The sequence below is a fragment of the Spartinivicinus poritis genome (genome assembly GCF_028858535.1).
Classification (GTDB): Bacteria; Pseudomonadota; Gammaproteobacteria; order Pseudomonadales; family Zooshikellaceae; genus Spartinivicinus; species Spartinivicinus poritis.
The window spans coordinates 14,783-32,570 of the sequence record NZ_JAPMOU010000038.1 but is presented as its reverse complement, the minus strand read 5'-3'; the positions used below and the strand labels follow the sequence as shown (position 1 = coordinate 32,570).

At 38.9% G+C, this 17,788-nt stretch carries 12 protein-coding genes; 2 read left to right on the top strand and 10 right to left on the bottom strand.

Annotated features, from left to right (window positions below; translation table 11 throughout):
* Positions 1 to 9: 9 nt before the first annotated feature.
* The 7 genes from ORQ98_RS21715 to ORQ98_RS21685 form a co-directional block, all read right to left on the bottom strand.
* Positions 10 to 1,524: a TIGR03016 family PEP-CTERM system-associated outer membrane protein gene (locus ORQ98_RS21715; RefSeq protein ID WP_274690927.1), complete on the bottom strand. Its 1,515-nt coding sequence runs from the start codon at positions 1,522 to 1,524 to the stop codon at positions 10 to 12.
* Positions 1,496 to 2,407 (bottom strand): XrtA-associated tyrosine autokinase, encoded by a 912-nt coding sequence (locus ORQ98_RS21710; protein WP_274690926.1) that lies wholly within the window; start codon positions 2,405 to 2,407, stop codon positions 1,496 to 1,498. Before ORQ98_RS21710 ends, ORQ98_RS21715 begins: the two co-directional genes overlap by 29 nt.
* A 10-nt stretch (positions 2,408 to 2,417) precedes the next feature.
* A complete protein-coding gene (locus tag ORQ98_RS21705; protein ID WP_274690925.1) occupies positions 2,418 to 3,956 on the bottom strand; it encodes an XrtA system polysaccharide chain length determinant in 1,539 nt (512 codons plus the stop codon).
* 24 nt (positions 3,957 to 3,980) lie between these two features.
* Positions 3,981 to 4,613 carry an XrtA/PEP-CTERM system exopolysaccharide export protein gene (locus ORQ98_RS21700; protein WP_274690924.1) on the bottom strand — a complete coding sequence of 211 codons (633 nt, stop codon included), beginning with the start codon at positions 4,611 to 4,613 and terminating at the stop codon, positions 3,981 to 3,983.
* 174 nt (positions 4,614 to 4,787) lie between these two features.
* Positions 4,788 to 7,025, bottom strand: coding sequence for an efflux RND transporter permease subunit (locus ORQ98_RS21695; protein WP_274690923.1), 2,238 nt, complete (start codon positions 7,023 to 7,025; stop codon positions 4,788 to 4,790).
* Complete coding sequence (locus ORQ98_RS21690; RefSeq protein ID WP_274690922.1) at positions 7,025 to 8,479, bottom strand: hypothetical protein; 1,455 nt, start codon at positions 8,477 to 8,479, stop codon at positions 7,025 to 7,027. The genes ORQ98_RS21695 and ORQ98_RS21690 overlap by 1 nt, the downstream gene beginning before the upstream one ends.
* 68 nt (positions 8,480 to 8,547) lie before the next feature.
* Positions 8,548 to 9,369: an outer membrane lipoprotein-sorting protein gene (locus ORQ98_RS21685; RefSeq protein ID WP_274690921.1), complete on the bottom strand. Its 822-nt coding sequence runs from the start codon at positions 9,367 to 9,369 to the stop codon at positions 8,548 to 8,550.
* A 298-nt stretch (positions 9,370 to 9,667) separates the two neighbouring features.
* Between ORQ98_RS21685 and ORQ98_RS21680 the strand changes: the two genes are divergently transcribed.
* Together ORQ98_RS21680 and ORQ98_RS21675 are read left to right on the top strand one after the other, a co-directional pair.
* On the top strand, positions 9,668 to 10,459 hold the full coding sequence (locus ORQ98_RS21680; protein ID WP_274690920.1) for a PEP-CTERM/exosortase system-associated acyltransferase: 792 nt from the start codon (positions 9,668 to 9,670) through the stop codon (positions 10,457 to 10,459).
* A 1-nt stretch (position 10,460) separates the two neighbouring features.
* Positions 10,461 to 11,339, top strand: a complete 879-nt coding sequence (locus tag ORQ98_RS21675; protein WP_274690919.1) for a ThiF family adenylyltransferase — start codon at positions 10,461 to 10,463, stop codon at positions 11,337 to 11,339.
* 94 nt (positions 11,340 to 11,433) lie between these two features.
* Here the strand turns inward: ORQ98_RS21675 and prsT are convergent, their stop codons facing one another.
* Genes prsT through prsK form a run of 3 tightly spaced genes read right to left on the bottom strand, consistent with a single transcriptional unit; the run spans position 11,434 to position 17,688 of the window.
* A complete protein-coding gene (prsT, locus tag ORQ98_RS21670) occupies positions 11,434 to 14,235 on the bottom strand; it encodes an XrtA/PEP-CTERM system TPR-repeat protein PrsT (RefSeq protein ID WP_274690918.1) in 2,802 nt (933 codons plus the stop codon).
* A gap of 4 nt (positions 14,236 to 14,239) precedes the next feature.
* Positions 14,240 to 15,595, bottom strand: a complete 1,356-nt coding sequence (gene prsR / locus ORQ98_RS21665) for a PEP-CTERM-box response regulator transcription factor (RefSeq protein WP_274690917.1) — start codon at positions 15,593 to 15,595, stop codon at positions 14,240 to 14,242.
* Positions 15,583 to 17,688: an XrtA/PEP-CTERM system histidine kinase PrsK gene (gene prsK, locus ORQ98_RS21660; RefSeq protein WP_274690916.1), complete on the bottom strand. Its 2,106-nt coding sequence runs from the start codon at positions 17,686 to 17,688 to the stop codon at positions 15,583 to 15,585. Before prsK ends, prsR begins: the two co-directional genes overlap by 13 nt.
* Positions 17,689 to 17,788: the final 100 nt, after the last annotated feature.

Sequence of the window (17,788 nt, the reverse complement as noted above, 5' to 3'; positions counted from 1 at the left end):
ACCAATTTACTAAAAAGTTTTCCTTATACTGACACTAATGCGATTTTCTGTATATTCATTAGTTTCTATATCACTTGTGCGCTTTTGGGTCGCAAATTCCAAAGCACCACTCATATCTCGACTGAGCTGTCGTTGCAGCTGAAATGTTGCCGTCCAGGTTTTGCTGTCAGAATTATCCTCAAAATCATTGGTCGCCCAACCCAAATTAACATTTGAAGTCACTTTACGACTTAAGCGGCGGTTCCAGCCAACATTTATACCATGAACCAGCTCATTATTGTTACGGGTTTGGAATTCTCTTTCCTGCCGGTAAGCATTTACATTAAATGAATCACGTTTTCTTACATGATACCAGCCTAGGTTTGTATTTTTACTAATAAAATAGTCATCAACTTGGCTAGCAGTAACATCAAGCGGCGGCCCTATAACCTCTTTGCCAGACTCAGGATTTTCACCAACCCGTAAATCCTCTATATTACATTCTACAGGGTTAACTACTCCTTCAGGGCAAACAAGAAATTTACCTGATAATATCTGATCCCTAATAGTTTGCTGCTGCTCACTATAACTTAAAGTAAAAACAGATCGTTTACGCTGATGGCTTAGATTAAAGCCATAAGTATCCCCATAGTAACGCTTACCATATTGAGCAGATAAGGAGGTTTTCCGACTTAATGCCCATTCCACTCCTGCCAACCAAAAGGCGCCATCCGTGTCATTACGAATATTATCAGCATCATTATCCTGACTTTCATAACCGACTGTTAACGAGGTATTAAACTTTGGGGTCCATTGATAACCTACTAAGATAGACTCTGATTGACGCTCTGTATCGTTTTGTGATTCATAGTCTACTTCATCATAATTATAATCAAAGCGCCAAAAGACTGGCCCAACCCCTGGAGCACTATTTACTGACCAATACAGGGACTGACCACTGCTATCAGTACCACTACCATTATTGCCGCTATAATTCACTTCATTATAGCGAATCCCTAACAAGGTTTCGGCTTCCGAACCTAGCTTTTGTTGCCAATAGGGGTTTATTTCATAGGTAAAAACATCTGAGAGGTTATCTGAGCCACTAATATTATCATCTGAGCCACCTCTGCGTTCATCAATTAACTGTTGTGTAATATTTGCGGTAGCGTTTAAAAATAAGTGACCTTCAACAAGTTCACTATTTAATCCTGATCGTAAGCGATGATTTACTTCATCATCATTTGTATTTTCAAAATAATGTAAACCCTGTGCATTATAATCAAAATTTAATCGTAAGCGCCGCCCTTCCCCTTGAATTCTTATTGCAGGTACTATTTCTAGTACTTGATCACTTTGCTTATCATTATTTGATAAATTAATATTATCTGAGTAGGTATCTTTGGCAGTAACTGATGGAGTAATTGTCCACTGTGCTCCATAGGCAGTTACTGAACTAATAAGAAAAAGTGAAAGTGTAAGAACACATCTGCTTTGCAAGAGGTTACGGGGGCCATTATCCGTAATACCCATAATAGTTGCCATCTTGATTATACTTACTCTTATTTAAAACCAGGCCAATATGCATTGAAGGATCCAGTAACGACAGAGCATCTTTAACCGTTTGTTGACGCGTTTTACCCTCTTCTACAATCAACACGATTTGCCCTGCCAGCCTGGCTAGAATAGAAGCTTCTGTCGTATGAAGTAAAGGTGGTGTGTCAACTATAATGATTCTATCCTGATATCTGTTAGCCATTTCATGCATCAAATTAGACATATTATCACTGGCTAACAATTCATTGGTTAAATGGTGTCGTTTACCGGTAGGGATAATACTTAGATTTTCTATGTTGGACTTATAAAGAATATCAGCGACATCATTAATATCGTCTGATAAATAATCAATTAGGCCCTCTTCCGTTTTAATGCCTAATAAATTATTGACCGAAGGATTGAGCACATCTGCATCAACCAATAACACATTCCGCTCTTTTTCCAGCGCAATACTCATTGCCAAATTTACAGCATTATATGTTTTGCCTTCACCAGGAGAGCTACTGGTTACCATGATCAGGTTGCCATTAGGCACTTTTTCAGCATGCTTACCAAACGCTTTATTCAGTAATGGGCGTTTAATTTGGCGAAACTGCTCTTTTGTTAAAGAACGGTCTTCACTGGGAACAATGACTCCTAGCTTTGCTAGTCGATCAAACTGAATTTCAACTCGCCGTCCTTCCCTGTCCTCCTCAGAGGAAGTAGGACCTGACTCTTTTGTCTGCCCCGGAGAGGCATCACCAGCAAGTGCCTGTTCAATATCAGAGAGATCAGGTGCCGGTAATTCATCATTTAGCTGTTTATCATGAGCAATAAATTCTTCATTAAATTTCTGCTGATGTTTTTGCAGAGCTTTTTCTATGGTGTCCATACCAGCCACCTTAATAGAATAGAACCATAACTGATGCATAACTTGCAGTAAAAGCAATACAAGTTAATGTAAAAGTTAGATTAAACAACCGTTGCCGATGCCGGTAATGATCATTCACTACCGCATTAACAGCCCCTAGCACTGGTAAACCAGTGACGTCAGAAAGAATCTTTTTACTGGTGAAACTTGGCTTCAATAGTGCAATTAGCAAAGCAACTCCTAACCCCAAAATAATTGAGAAAATAAATACCACAGACATTAACAATGGCCGATGAGGGCCAACAGGTTCATTTGGCACGTGGGGAGGGTCTATCACTTTAAATTGAATATCATCAGTCGCTTGTGAGGCTTTTCTAGAAATTTGAGCAGATTCACGTCTTGATAGTAAATCTTCATATTTTCGCTTTGTCACCTGATAACCACGATTCAATGCAATTAGCTGAGCTTCAATTTCTGGAATGGTATTAACCATTTTTTCAAGTTCATCAACTTTCTCTTTAAAAGATTGTACGCGAACCTGCATTGAAGACTTCTCAGCTTCAACCTCACTGAGGTTGACTTTCAGCTGTTGATAGACAGGGTTTTGATCCAAGCTACTCGAGTTTGATGGACTTTTTTGTTTAAGCTCAGCTAACTCTTTATTCCGTGCACGCTTTAGTAATCCTAACTGTTCACGAGAGGCTTTTACATCTGGATGTTGAGCTGTATATTTTAATAATAAACTATCCAGCTGCTCTTCCAGGCTCGCAATTCGAGTATCGTAGCTGGTTGATATTGACGACACAGCAGGTTTTTCTGTAAAGCCAAAGCTGGGCTCTTCTCCTTTAAGCTGCCTTTGTAGTGCTTGGTGTTTTCTATCAAGCTCCATCAACTCTAGTTTAGCTGAGTCATACTTAGCTCTTGCAGCTTCTAGCCTCTGGTAGTAATCCCCCTCAGAAGAAGGCATGATGCCTGCGTGCTTACGCTTAAATTCCTTGAGTTTATTTTCATCTTCTTCTAGACGTTTTTCATACTCTCGAAGTTGCTGGTCTATAAAGCGCTGTGCACTGACAGTCTCTTCACGACTTTCCCCTAAAGAGCTTTCAACCAGTACTGTTAACACTGACTGCACTACATTTTTTGCAGTCGCGGAATTTGCACTGGTATATTCTACTGTATAAACATTTTCCCGCTTAGAGCCTTTCAATTTGATGTCCTTGCGCAGCTTGGTCATCAACTCTTCAAACTCTTCAGGATTACTTTCATCAACCCCATAATCCAAGTCAGCCATTAAGGCAATCTTTTTGGTATTAGGTCGACTTAGCAAGGTTTTGACAATCAAGTTAACTTGATTGTCAATGTTAGTTTGCACTGTTAAACCACGCAGCAGTGGCCTTAACAGGGTTTGAGTGTCAACATAAAAGCGAGCCGAGGCCTGGTACTGATCTGGCAATTTGATAACAACAAACCAGCCCATCAGTGAAACAGCTACTGCAACCAGTACTACTAGCCAGCGTCTTAACCATACTTCGCGTAGGTAGCCTACAACCAACCCGATAATATCTTGCATGGATGACTTCCTGTCCTATCGTAATTAAAAGATAGCTTCTGGAACGATGATAACATCACCTGGCAAGACATCACCATTAGCAGAGATATCCCCTTCGATTAAATCTTCCAGCCTAATGGAGTATTGCTTCTGTCCCCCATCTTCAACTCGAACCAAGGTTGCTTTATTACCTGCAGCAAACTCAGTTAAGCCTCCCACTGCAATCATTACATCCAATAAAGTCATATCTTCACGATAAGCAATAGCTTGAGGCTGACTGGCTTCACCCACAATTCGTACTTGTTCACTATAAGGGCCTGTAAATCCTTCAACTAAAACGGTGACAATAGGATCTCGAATATATTTAGCCAGTTCTTTTTCGAAGGCTCGTGCTACCTCAGTCGCTGTCTTGCCACTAACACTGATATCTTCGATTAAAGGTGAAGTGACTTTACCATCAGGTCGCACTGACACATTGGTAGATAACTCTGGGTTTCGCCAAACAAATACTTGTAGCTGATCACCAGGACCTATTCGGTAATTGTAATTACTGGGATTTGTTGTTAAAGGCTGTTTGGTTGTCGTTGCCCCTAAAGGTGGGTATTCATTATTTGCACAACCAGCCGCCAACGTTAAGATAGAGAGAAAGAATGCTGCTTTCTTCACATCCTTGATCATCAGTTTCGCTCCAAACCTAAGTGATGGGATGCAATCATTATAAACCTTGCAACCTGTAACGCATGAATTTTTATTAAGTTAACAAATACTTACATTTAAGTATCTATTCTAAAAGCGAGTAAACATTAGCATTGATAACTACTTTGATAAATATAGTAGTTCACAACTTCGGCGTCACTTGTTAAAAGAAAACGTCATGACAATTAAAGCAGGCATTAGAATCAGATCAAATATAAGCGCTGTGATTAAACCAGCTGCCGTAAGAAAACCAAAGTGAACAGTCGGCTGAAATAATGAGAAGCATAACACAGAAAATTGAAAACCTAAGATAATCGTTGTTACAGTTACTGCACTACCTGATTGATAATAACTTTTTAATAATGCTCGAAGTGGGTTTGCACCATGTTTAACACTATGTTGAAAACCATGAAATAGGTGTATTGTGTCGTCCACTGCAATTCCCACTATAACACCTGCAATCATTGCCGTTGCCATATCAAGCCAGATTGAAAACAACCCCATCAAAATAAACATCACTACAACTGGCGCCAAATTAAGAAACAAAGTAAGTAAAGCTGTACTTAGTTTACGCCATAGCAAGAACATCATGACAAATATCAATATAACAGCGCCAATTAAGCTGTTAACCTGCCCTTGCACTAACAATATTTCTTGATCTTCAAACAGTTTACCATAACCTGAAATAGTCCACTTCAAGTCAGGTGTAATATTAGCATTTAAATATTCTGTCAGTTTTTTTACCACTTTCCTAATATCACGAGAACTATGAACATTTAAGTTCAATAAAATGCGGGTTCGCTTAAACTCTTTGTTTACAATTTCATATAGGTCATTACCATCGTATAGCAGTAAATACTGGTTAACTAAGTTTTGTTTATCAGGAATTACACGATAACTAGGGTCTTCCTCATGAAATCCCCAGTGCATATCTTCAATAAAGTCAACAACTGACTGAGCCTTTTCAACTTCAGGCATTTCAGTTGCGTGTGTTTGTATTTTTTTAATCAACTGTAAGTTTTCAAGCTGCTTAATTGCATCACGCTTATCTCCATCAATGACAATTTCTAATGGCGTTACACCTGTCAATTTTTCTTCCACTTTTTTAGTTGCGATAGTTATTGGATGATCATCAGCAAAAAAAGCCAGTAAGTTGGTTTCTGCTTTGACATTAAAGATTTGTGGGATACCTATAACTAGCCCAATCACAAAGATAACCAATACATGGACAGGATAACGAATGGCAATAATGGTGAGTTTTTTTACAGTTCGGGTGAGCCCCTTCATTAGCGGATTATCAGATGGCCAACTCGCTTTATCCCAATAAGTGAAAATGGGTGGCAATAGTAAGATAACAATAGCAAAACCAAGTAGGATACCTAGTGCTGAAATAATGCCAAAGTAACGGATAGGCGGAATTTCACTCGCTGCTAAAGATAACAAACCTGCAGCTGTTGTTGCTACGGTATAAGTGGCTGGCTTTTTAATTTCTGCCAATGCCCAGTCAACACGTTTCTTTCCTTCAAGCTTAAAACCTGACGCAAGTCGTAGTCCATTATAAAAGTGAATCAACACAGCCATTGTCAATGCCGCAAGCAATGACGGAATCATGCTTGAAATAAGAGTGTAAGGCTGTCCAAAGGGTATAAACCATAGCAAGGTAACATTAACCACACCTCCAATGGTCAGAAGAGTCATCACGACGGCCAATAAGCGCCGAAACAGTAACGCAATTAATACTAGTCCCAGCAATACCGTGACAGGAACAAACGTAAAAGTATCACGCAACATGGAAGCCAGCTGGTAGGTTTCCAGAGGAACAGGACCTGCTACTGCAGTAATTAGGCTGGTCAAACTTGCTTTATCTAGCTCCTGTAAAGCAAAGCCTAATATTTCTTGACGCTGCTTCGTGTCATCTAATAATTCAGGTCTCACCACCATCGCCAGCACATCATCCTGTCTGCCAATTAATGCCCCCAATGCAAATCGGTCGTCCCTAATATATGCGATACGGTCTGATTCTTTTACTTGACGCAACCGCTTACTATTCATTAATGGTAATACTTCGAACCCATCTGCAGTGCCCGCAATATGATCAACAGCAGACACACTAATAACCCGATCAATTTTAGGATGCTTTTTTATCGCTTTAGTGGCTTTTTCAAGTTTTGTTAAAACTTCATTACTGAATAATCCTTCTCCTTCAAATAACACCATCAATACTTGATCTTCAGGAAACTCTTTTCTTAGTTCATCACTAAACTGAACACTTGGCTGACTTTTAGGTAAATATTGCTCAGGCGCATTATTGATTGTTAAGAATAATAATGAAGGAATACAATTCATTATTAATAAAGTAATTAAACAAGCAATTGCTTTCCCTCGGCCTGGCATTAGAACTCTCCCCGCCAACCAATAGTCAACATATTATTATTTTTAAAAAAACCGCCAACACTTCTTGGGCTACCATCAAAAAAGTATGAAGCCAAATAAAACTCATGAGGCTCCCAACCAAGAAAAGCAATTTCAGTCCCTATAAAGTCATCATGTAAATTTAAGCCATGATTAAATCGAATACGTAGTCGCCAACGTTCATTACTATAAAGTCCTTCAAATTGGCCATTTAACGAATAAATTCTTTTTCGATCAATCAGTTTGTCACTCGAATTAATAGTGCTCCCTACCAACTGAAGATTTAAACGATCATCGCCATCACCTGGATAAAACTCGCCGCTGAATACCCAGTCAAACCCATCATAAGTGGTATAATCGAGTGTTTGCTTAGTAGCAGGCTTTTCACTGGAAAAAGCACCTTCCAGCCGCCAGGTTACATCCCATAACTGAAAAGTAAGGTCTCCACCTACAACCCAACTATAAGGGTGTGTTTCTATTAAATTGTCATCACTAGCCGTTAAAATTGCTAAGGGGTTTGGGTTAGTTCTTAATATATCCAACGTTTCATTACTTAATTTATAATAAGGTAAAGAGCGCCTTACCCGTAACAAAGTCACTGCATAATCAAAACCTTCAGCAGTGACACTATAACGTAACCCTCCACCACCAGAACCATCATCGTCTTCTCCAATGGTAATTTGAGATACTTGAAATGAACGTAATGGGGCAAATATTTGTCCAGTATCTCTCTTAATGGGCGCCCAAATACTATCATCATTAGGCAACTCCGCAGCTCTAAAGTCAGGTAACCAAATTGCGTCCAGTTTTCTGTTATCCATAAAATACTCAAAACGCAACATGGGATAAGCGCGGTGCCGATCTTCCCAATCAGGAATTAAGCCGCGTGTTAAATCCTGAACACTTACCTGGTCAGTAGGAGCAACTTCATCAGCCACTCCCCAAAGTACTATTTGGCTACCAATCGTAAAGCTAAATTGTTCTGTTCGATATCGTAAAAAGAATTCATCATAATCAAACTTTAATGCTTCAAAATCTGGGCTACCTACTTGCTTATCATAATCAGCTCGTATACCTAAATGCCACTCCCATTTGTCACTCGGCTGGTATTGAAGAAAAGCATTTAGCTGACCATATTCATAATGGCTGACATTACTAGCAGAACGACTTAACCATGAGCCAGTAATATTTGTACTCAAGCCGTAGCTTAATGTACTATCTGTCGACTCTCCAGCTGCCAACTCTTCCAATGCTTCAATATCTAAGGAACCATCACCAGTCCCTGTATCCAGTAAAATTTCTTCATCACTGGTTTCATCTCCAGTGTCAATATCATCTGTAATAATTATTATTTCGTCTTCATCTGACTCATCCTGCGCAGAAGGTTCAGCAGCTAAAGCATGCTCATAACTAATTCCAGCCCAACAAACGCTCATCCATAAAAAAGCATGCCTCTTTGGAAGCTGTATTGACATTATTTTTTTCATAATAAAATGGATATAATTTATTTTTGTTCTAGTTGTTTTGGCCTATATTTTGTTTCTCGAGAAGGGTCTTCCAATACCTGTACCGTAAACATGTCGTCCGCCAAGCCCTGGTCGTATAAAACGTTTTTCACTTTCATAATGGTTTTATGGCCGGAGTCAAGATCAGTAACCGTTGACTCTAAAACAGTCCAATAGCCTTGAGTTTTATTTATTTTATTAACTAACAGTCGTTTCATTGGCTTGGCTGCACCATCCTGATAATACTCAACTTTAAGTGCAATTAATGAGCTTTCATGAATCCAACTAACTTTTTTGGAATAAGCCGAATCATCAGCTTTTTTAGGGGTACTTTCTAAAATAATGGCATCCAGTTTATTCACTTTTGCCTTGCCAAGGATTTTGTGGTTATCTTTTGTATATAAACGGTTTTGCAAATCTTCATAAAAAATATCAGAACCAACAAACCGCCCACCTTTTCGACTGGAAGAAATTCGCCGTACTCGGTCAAGACCAGGTAAGTATACCCACTGCTCACTGTCTTTCGCTTCAGAATCTAAGGTTAACAAACCAGTATTTGCTATATCCTTAGGGGAAGTAAAACGAATTAACGACCAAACATCACTATAAGATTTATCTTTACCATAACTAAACATTCCCCTAACCCTGGGTTTATGACCTTCTTCTACCAAAACCATATAGCCAAAACTAGCTCGGTCATCACCATCTGGGCGCTCATATACTCGTTTAGCTAGCGCTTCAGCATCACTCGTAGCAAAAACAGGAAGGGAGATAAACCACCCAAGCAAAAAAAAGCGGGATAACCATTGAGTCGGTTTCATGATCTTTCTCTTAAAGTGGTACAACATTAACGGATCAGTATAGATAGAGAATAGTCACTGTGGTGAATGTTACGATATCTGTTCATCACAAACTTTTGTCAATAAGATTTGGCAAGCTATAAAAAAGCCTTCATTGCTACTCTCACAAGCGTCATTAGTACATTTAGAAAAATAAGAAGGTATTATTACAATAAAAAAGTATATTAATATAAAAAATACCCTTCAGTTTAATTACCTCAACTAAACTTGTTTTACCTATAGTTAATCATTAAGTCAGTTGTATCAGGTTGTAATTTTTATGCTCAACCCCAATGCTATTGTTGATCATTTTTATCAATACTTTAAGCCAGTGCTTGCTAGCAACCTATCGTTGGTGCAGCATGCCTATCGGATTCGTTGTGATGTGTATTGTAAAGAACTCAAATTTGAACCCGATACAACATCAGATTTTGAAACCGATGACTTCGATCACTATGCCCAACATGTACTGATTGAGCATTTATCAAGTCAAAGCCATGCAGGCTGTGTCCGTTTGGTTGTTCCTCCTAAAAATAATCGAGATGCACAACTACCGTTAGAAAAATACTGCTATGAGGCACTTGATAAATCAATTGTGGATATTGATAGTTTTGAACGTGGTACTTTTGGTGAAATTTCTCGCTTGGCAGTTAAAAGTCAGTTTAGAAGACGATCTGGCGATTCCAAAACACCGACAGGGGCACCTGAGGTTAAACAAACCAATCAAGCTGAAGAGCGCCGTAACTTTCCTTTTATCGCAGTAAGTTTGTACTTATCTGTCACAGCTATTGCCAAACTAAACGAAATTGAGCATGTCTTCGTCATGATGGAGCCTAGGCTAGCCAAACATTTAGGAATGATGGGTATTACTTTTCAACAAATAGGTCCTGTTGTTGACTACCATGGCCGTAGAGCACCTTATTATATTAATGAAGGCATTTTTCATAAAAATCTTCCCCATTTAGCAAAACCATTTTTTGAACGTGTATATAGCGATCTAGCAGATCAATTTTCTCCTGAGCTATCTATACATAATATGTCTCATCAACGAACTCTAACAGTGAAGAAATAACATGGAACAGGCTAACTTTGATTATGATCTTGCATTCTCACGTAATATCGGTTGGGTGACTGAAGAAGAGCAACATGAATTACGTAAGAAAACAATTGCCATAGCAGGCATGGGTGGTGTCGGAGGAGCGCATTTAGTGACATTAGCCAGGCTGGGTATTGGACACTTTCATCTGTCTGACTTTGATAGTTTTGAAGTAGAAAATTTTAATCGTCAAGCGGGCGCTAAAATGTCATCTGTTGGCCAACCTAAACTATCAACATTAGTGCAAATGGCCAAAGATATTAACCCAGAATTAACGGTAAGAGAGTTTCCAGAAGGCATTAATGAAGAAAATGCTAAAGACTTTGTAGAAGGGGTTGATCTTTATGTAGATTCATTAGATTTCTTTGCCCTGGAAGCCCGTCGAATAGTTTTTGCTGAATGCCATAAACGAGACATTCCTGCAACAACTGCTGCCCCGCTAGGAATGGGAACAGCTGTTCTTAACTTCATGCCAGGAAAAATGTCTTTCGAGGAGTATTTTAAATTAGAAGGTTCTTCTGAAGAAGATCAAGCACTTAAATTTCTTGTTGGACTCTCCCCTGCGATGTTGCAAAGACCTTATTTGATGGATAAAAAACGGGTCAATTTAAATAACAAAAAAGGTCCATCAACTATTATGGGCTGCGACTTATGTGCTGGAGTGGCAGCTACTAATGTTTTAAAAATTCTTCTACATCGAGGGCCTATTTTAGCTGCTCCTTGGGGCTTGCATTTTGATGCCTATCGAAACAAGCTAAAAATCACTTATCGCCCAGGAGGCAACGATAACATGCTGCAAAAAGGTATGATCTGGGTCATCAAAAATATAATCCTTAAACACCAACAACAGGTCTAATTACATTTTTAAAATTTTTACTAATCCTCAGAACAAAAAAAAGCTGGCGCATCTAAAATAACGCCAGCTTTTTTTATTAACTCAATGTAACTTTTTAGTTAAGCTCAGATAGCAATTTTTCAGCTTCTGTTTTTTCAGAAAAGTTAACATTTTTAGCTAACAATGCCTGTAATTTCTCTTTTGCTTGCTTAGTTTTGCCTTTCTTGGCAAGTGCAGCAGCATAATGGTAAATAATATCACCATTGTTTGGTGCTCCCTGCAAAGCCTGTTGCAATAGTTTTAAAGCCTTATCTACTTGATTATTACCTAATAAGATCCAGCCATAAGTATCAGCAATCTCTGGTTGTTGTGGCATCAAATTATACGCTTTTTTTGCGTAATCTAGGGCCTTTTCCTTATTACTACTCATGTAAAACCAGGCAAGGTTATTAAGTGATTCTATATGCTCTGGCTGTAAGGTTAATACCTCTTCATATACTTTTATCGCTTCGTCAACTTTACCTTGTTGATGAAGATGACCTGCATACCTTGCTTTAATTGAGGGGTTTTTATCAAACTTTTTAATTGCTTTAGCAAACAGTTCTTCAACCTTTTTTGTATCGTTGCTACTTAGGTAGTATTGATAAACAGGCAAAAAGACTTCAGGTGCTGCAAGATCATCGAAAAGCTTTTGATAGATTAGGTCAGCTTTTTCCTTATTTCCTTTTGCCACCTCCACACTAGCAATAAATGTTTCCAATGCAGGCTTATCAGGATTTTTCTTAACAATCAGCTCAGCCACAGACATCGCTTTATCATGTTGCTTATCAGCCATTAAAATCTGATACTTCATGAGTAATAAATCCATATCTTCTGGGCTCGACAAAATCGCCGTATCAACCAGTTTAATAGCACCAGTCGCATTGTTATTACTCATGCGCAAGTTAACCAACTGCCCCAATAAATTTTTATTTTCAGGCTGTTTACCATAGAGTTTTTCCAGATAAAACTGTGCTTTATCTTTTTTATCTTGATTTAAATAAACCTGATAAGCTAAATCTAATAACCCTAAACTATTAGGGTTCTGACTCAACGCTTCACTAATCGTTTTTTCTGCTTTAAGTGGTTGCTGAGACCTCATATAGGCTTCTACCAGCAAGGTACTGGTTCTAGTATGACCAGGGTTCACCTCATTTGCTTTCTTCAGCCATTCAATAGCTTCTGCACTCTCCTGTTCACCCGATGCTAAAGCACTCAATGCGTAGTAAGCTGGTAAATAGCTATTATTAACCTTGATTATACTTTGATAATGTTCTTTGGCTTTAGCTTTTTCTCCTTTCTCTGCTGCTAACGCGGCTAATGCCATAATTGAGGGAACATACTTACTATCTTTTTCAAGAGCCGTTTTAAACAACTTTTCGGCTTCTGCTTCTTTTTCCTGCACCTGCATTATAATTCCTTTTAAATTATAATAGACAGGGTTGTCAGGCCATTTTTTAATTCGCTGATCAACAAGCTGCAAGGCTTCATCATACTTTTTCTGTTGAACCCAAGTCCTGACCAATAACAGATCTGCATCATTAGGTGTAGTAGCTTTATCAGATAAGGTTTTTAACTCTTTTACTGCAGTATCTACATCACCTGAAAATAAGTGACCAACCGCTGCTTGTGCTCTCAGTCTAGATATATCAGGCTCTAGCTCTAGCGCCTTATCAAGATACTCAGTCCCTTTGACATAGTTGTTTTGCTTCATATAAGCATTACCAAGTAAAGCAAATACTTTGGCTTGGTGCTGGCTATCTCGACCCGTTAGAGGTGATAGTACTTTGATTGCTGCTTTTGGGTTATCTTCTTTTAAATAGATTTGAGCCAATAAAATATTAGCTCCTTCATTACCTTTAACGCTAGATACATATTTTTCTAGACTTTCCGCTGCTTGCTTATAGTTTTCGAGTCCATAATTAGCTATCGCATGTAAGTAAATAACAGGTAAGAACCCTGGCTGAATACGCAATACTTTTTCAGAAGCCTCTTTTGCTTCCTTAAATTTATTTTCCTTTAATAGAATTTTAGTTAAAACAAAATTTGCTTCAGGGTGGTTAGGCACTTCTTTCGCAACAGCTTCAACATCAGCTTTAGCTTCTGCAAGCTTATTTAAAGTGACCAGTCCTTCTGCACGCTTTAATAAAGCATTAAAATTTTTACTGTTTTTATCTAGTACTTTGTTCAGTATTGCAATAGCTTCCTCAGCTTTAGCTTCTTTTAACTTAAGCTGAGCCTGTAAAGTAAGTGCATCTGCATGGTCTGGCTTTTCTTTCAGCACTTTACCAATATAGCCATAGGCTGTCACTATATCCGCTTCAGCAAACGCAGCTCGTGCAAGTCCCATTTGGGCAGAAACATGAGGCTTAATTGCAATTGCCTGATTAAATGCATCCTTTGCATCAGCTAGCATACCTTGCCCTAAATAAGCAAACCCATGAATAGCTAATGCTTCTGGCTTCTGCTCATTATTTATAGTGTCCAGCTCAATTAAAGAAATAGCTTCTGCATATTTGCGCTGCAATAAATACAATTCTGCAAGATCTAGCTTATCTTGACCAGATAAAGCACCTAGTTTATTTGCTCTTTCCCACTCTTTAATAGCAGATGAAAAGTTACCGTCCTTTACATAGACACGCCCCAATAACGCTCTTGCTTTGCCATCCTTAGGACTTTCTTTTAGTAAATTTTTTAATTGAATAATCGCTGTTTTGTATTCACCATCTTTATAGTATTTTTCAGCTTCCTGATAAAGATCAGCAGCAAACAACGTTTGTAATGGTAAAGAAACACCTAAACAAATCGCTAATAGCGATTTTTTAAAGTAGCTAGCGTGGTTTTTATTTGGTTTATCCTGTTTCGTGCGGTTTAACATTGTCTTATTCCATTATTCCATATTTATGCATGAGTGAGTATAAAGTAGGCCTTGTTACGCCTAGTAGATCTGCTGTTTTAGAAATATTTTTATTGGTATAGCCAATAGCTCGGTTAATTACTTCTTTTTCCGCTTTCTCCCTTACTTCTTTTAAATTAAACGGGAATTCATTCAGTTCAACATTTTCTAACTCTAGATCCTCAGCATTGATCATTTTACCATCAGCCATAACCACTGCTCGTTTTAGCCGGTTTTCCAGTTCGCGAATATTGCCTGGCCAGTGGTAGCTGGAAATGGCATCTAGCGCATCATTGCTGAAGCCTTTTAAGTTGCGTTTATGTTGCTCATTAAAACGCTGCAATAAATTACGAGCAATCACCACTGCATCACCATGCCGTTCTCGAAGCGGGGGTATTTTCAAGGTAATTTCACTGATTCTATAATATAAATCTTCTCTAAACCGACCATCATCAATAAGTTTGGGCAAGTTTTGATGAGTTGCACAAATCACTCTTACATCAACTGGAATCTCTTCGCGACCACCGACCCGTTCAATAGTCCTTTCCTGTAAAAAACGTAATAGCTTTGCTTGCAATGACATGGGCAAATCTCCCACCTCATCTAAAAAGAAAGTGCCATCTACTGCGTACTCAATTTTTCCTTTCGTTTGCTTAACTGCACCAGTAAATGCACCCTTCTCATAACCAAAAAGCTCACTTTCTAAAAGATTCTCCGGAATAGCTGCACAGTTAACCGCTACAAAGTTATTTTTCTTTCTCTCACTTAAATTATGAATGGCCCGAGCTAACACTTCTTTACCTGTGCCACTTTCTCCCAACAACAGCACCCCCACATCAGTCGGTGCAATTTTTTCAATACTTCGAGTAATTTTTTGCATACTCTCACTACAAGCAATAATACCCGACAGAGGCTCTGCATTATATTTTTGCTGTAAGCGTTGATTTTCTTGTTCTAAAGCATGGACATGAAATGCTCTTTCAATGATGAGTCCTAACACATCAGTATCAATGGGTTTTTGATAAAAATCATAAGCACCCAATGCTATAGAGCGAATGGCATTTTCACGATCATCATTACCAGTCACCACAATTACCTTTGTTTGAGGCGACAAAGATAAAATCTGCTCAACAGTTTTTAAACCTTCACTGGCATTAGCTGGGTCAGGAGGCAGCCCCAAATCAACTGTCACTACTTGCGGTTCAGTGCGCCTGAGATGCTTAATCGCTTCTTCACGCGTACCACAAATAATGGTTTCATAACCCTCAAAGCACCACTTAAGTTGCTTTTGTAATCCCGGATCATCCTCAACAATAAGCAATGTCCGTTTTATATCTGACATGCTTGTTCTCCTTCAGTGCTTTTTGTTGCTTCATTGGGCAACCCCTGGTACAACGGTAAACGAATCATAAATTCGGTTCCTTTGCCAGGTTCGCTGTTAACTGAAATTGTGCCATCTTGAGACTCAATAAATTCTTTGGCATCAAATACACCAATGCCCATGCCTGCATTTCCTTTAGTTGTATCAAAAGGTTTAAAAAGTCGTGTTTTAATAAACTCAGCATCCATTCCTACACCATTATCAACAATGTTAATAATGGCATTATCATTGTCTTGCCCTGCTGTTAACTTCACCCAGCCGCTATCTTCCGTTGCATCCTGCGCATTTTGGACTAGATGACCAAGCACCGATACCAGCTTAGCTCGATCAATATTTAATGGAATCGTTTGGTCTGAGTTAACCAGCGTCACATGTGGAGCATACCCTGACTGTTGTCTAGCTACTTCCGCGATAACTGTATTTAAGTCAACCATTGACTTATTTTTAGTGGGTATTTTACCTTTACGTAACTGCTCTAGCATCCGATTCATTTTAGCCACAGCATTAGTTAAGGTTTCTAAGGCATCATCTATAAATTCAGGGTTATGCTTGTGTTTAGACGCATTAGTGACAATCAATGACAGTTGAGCGACTACATTTTTTAAATCATGCACTACAAAAGCAGAAAGCCGGTTATAGGCTTCAAACTGTCGGGCATTCGCCAGCTCTTCACTCGCATTAATTAACGCTAAATAATTCGTTAGTTGATAGCCAATCATTTTTAATAAGTCATGCTCTTCCCAGTTTATTGTTCGCTTTGCTCGTGGCCTAGCTAATACAATAAAGCCAAATAAATCATCATGATTGATTAACGGTACTATTAGCCAATTATCATCGTTTTGGGTAAACCAATCAGGAAATGCTACCCCATCATAAAGCGACTGATTAGCATCATACTCAGATTTGTTAATCACCCATTTTTTAACCATAAGAAAACGGACTAACTCGGACTCTCGGGTTTCCTGCCAGTGATCAGAAAAACGCATATTCCAGCCATAAACTGGCTGAAATACAGACTTTTTATCTTTACACCACAGCACACCCGCTGGGCTATCTACAGTATCTGCCATTACTTTAATGCAACGTTGTTGTAATGGCTCTGTGGCATCAATAGAAACCAGCGCATTATTTAAACGCATCCATTCATCACGATAGTCATATTTAAAATGAAAGAAGTGTTTATTTATTAAGACTTTAATTTTTGCACGAATTTGCGCCGAAAATAACAGAACAAAAAAGCCAACAAGAGCAGAAGTGATAAAAACAGCTAAAAAAACTTCACTCCATTCCCCTCCAAAATCCCTGATGTAATAACCCGCAATCGCCATTACCAACAGGTAACCACCTGTAATCACTAAGACAGATGTTCGATAAATAACTCGTCGGGAAACAAATACATCCACAGCCCATTTTGGATTACGGGTGGCAGACAGCGCAATAAGTGGCACAATCAAAGCGTCAACCAAACCTCTGGCATTCCACATTACCAGGTTAATATGACTGTAAAGTAATGCTTCCGCATAAAGAATAAAGTCAAAGGCAAAGGCAACCGTTAATCCGAGATATAAGTGTTTAACTGCCCAGCGCTTATCAACTTGCGTATTTCGGTACAGTTGTTCAATCAGAAATAAGCTAACAATAGCCAATAACAAATGGCTAATAATACGTAAATCTGAAGCACTTTGTTGCTGTACTAACGACAAGAAGTCTGAGTCCAACTCTAGCCAAACCAATAAAGCAACAGCCACTAGCAGAGCAGGTCGTCCTACCGCAATAAATTTACTGCCTGCTAAGGCTGTATAACCTAACAGCTTTAATAAAAACCAACACCAAAGTAATGTCCTCACGGCTTCTACAGGAAGCACATCAGCAAGAAAGACAGTTTCATCCCAACTGGCATAGGCAACAATACCAGCCCATATCGACATACCCGCTGTAGCCAGTACCAACCAGCCACCAACCGTTCCTTCTTTTAGCCGGGTACAAAGCAAGAAAGTGAGGGCAAGGTAGGCAGTGGCGGCAATGCTATAGCTGACTAAGCCGACTGAATCCATAGCTACTTCCTGTTGTAATCAAGTGGCAAACACCACTTTTCATGTGTGATTCCTTAATAGCGATCAGTGTAGTGAAATTTGTATATGCAGGTCTTACCGT